Source organism: Roseburia sp. CLA-AA-H209 (assembly GCF_020687575.1).
GTDB classification, from domain to species: domain Bacteria; phylum Bacillota; class Clostridia; order Lachnospirales; family Lachnospiraceae; genus Roseburia_C; species Roseburia_C amylophila.
In genome coordinates this window covers 1-1872 of sequence record NZ_JAJEQU010000045.1, presented here as the reverse complement: position 1 = coordinate 1872, position 1872 = coordinate 1, and the positions used below count along the sequence as shown (strand labels likewise).

Below are 1872 nucleotides of genomic sequence, written 5' to 3'. Positions count from 1 at the left end.
GGTAGTGTCAAAAGACTACCTCTTTTTTGTTCTAAAACCTTTATTTTAGGGAGTTTGCAAACAAAAAGAGCAATCCCCCCTATTTTCTGGTATAATGTCAATCGCCAAACCAACAAAACAAGAAACGAGGTTATTGCTCATGGACATTATACTTTATTTATTAAATTACATCAATTACCAACGCAAAATTATTGGTCAGTTATTGAATTTTATTTGCAGATACATCCCACTAAAGCAGTGGGCTTTTGATGATTCTCATTCTCCTAAATATCAAAAATTCAAGATAGATGAACTCCCTAAAATTCTTCACTACGAGTCTTGGGATTATCGTCTTCTACTTCCATACTTAGAATGGAAGTATGGTAAGAAAATCAAACCTGTGCATCGTCGCTCAGACTGCAACATCCCTGACGATTGCTCCTGCCCTCGTTGCAACGCTCCAAAGATTTATCTTTACAAAAACAATGGTTCTAAAGGACAAATCTGGTGTAAGGTTTGTGACACTAAATTCAACCTTAACGAAAATCGATTCACAAAAACCACTTCCCTTCGTTGCCCTCACTGCTCCAGAATACTGGAACCTATCAAGAGTAGAAAGCACTTTATCATTCACAAATGTAGAAACCTTAAATGCCCTTACTATCTTCATAATCTTAAAAAAGTTGATAGAGAACATTTAGATGAAAAACATGGAAAAAGCAAATATAAACTCCACTACATCTACCGCGAATTTACGATAGATTTTTTTAAGATGGATTTATCTTCTCTTCCTAAAAATGCGTCTTCCTTAAATTTTAAGAGGCACGATTCCTACACCATGTCACTGTGCTTAACCTATCGTGTCAACTTAGGTCTCTCTTTGCGAAAAACCGCTCAAGCTCTCCGAGACATTCATGGAATAAAAATATCTCATCAACAAGTAGCGAATTACTGTACTACTGCCGCCATCTGTGTAAAGCCTTTCACCGACAATTACGATTACAAAGTTGGTAAAGTATTAACTGCTGACGAAACCTACATAAAAATCAAAGGTATAAAAGGTTACATCTGGTTTATTATGGACGCTGCAAAACGCTCCATCCTCGGATACCAAATCTCTGATAATCGTGGTGTTGGTCCATGCATTCTTTCCATGCGTATGGCGTTAAAACACTACAAAGAAAAACTACCAGAACACTTTAAATTTATCGCCGACGGATACAGCGCATACCCATTAGCAGCTCAACAATTCTTCCGCCAGTTTGGTGAAAAATTTAAGTTTGATATCACCCAAGTAATCGGCCTTACCAACGATGATGAGGTATCTACCAAATATCGCCCTTACAAACAGATGATTGAACGACTTAACAGAACCTACAAAGAATCCTATCGTCCTACCAACGGTTTTGATAACATCGAAGGCGCCAACTACGATTTAGCTCTCTGGGTAACTTATTACAACTTCCTGCGTCCCCATAGGCACAATGGTTATCGTGTCCTAAATCATGTACAAGAGCTTGATAATGCCGATAACATGCCAGGAAAATGGCAACTACTAATCTATCTAGGACAATGCAGAATTAAACAGATGCAACAGGGTGAAGCCCATAACTGTTCCTAGATTCAAAGCCCGAGGTTAATATCAGCCACCGTAAGCAACGCTTACGGCTGTGTCCTTGAAGGCACACAGAGGCAATGCTAAAATGCTGTGATGCGACGGAAAGAGTGTAACTGTTCCTGAGTTCTTCGCCGTCGGTAATACGATCAGAGCATTGCTTTTGTGCGCCCTCAAGGATGGCGTCCGTTATCAAAAACATAAATATCTGCAATTTTCAAGGTTCATTTGAGCCTATTTTTCTTCGGCTCGTTTTTCATAGCTTACTTGACACTATC

General features: G+C 39.0%; 1 protein-coding gene. It reads left to right on the top strand.

Annotated elements, in window-relative coordinates; all coding sequences use genetic code 11:
- Positions 1-139 precede the first annotated feature (139 nt).
- Positions 140-1600 carry a DDE-type integrase/transposase/recombinase gene (locus LKD41_RS15460; RefSeq protein WP_227573660.1) on the top strand — a complete coding sequence of 487 codons (1461 nt, stop codon included), beginning with the start codon at positions 140-142 and terminating at the stop codon, positions 1598-1600.
- Positions 1601-1872: the final 272 nt, after the last annotated feature.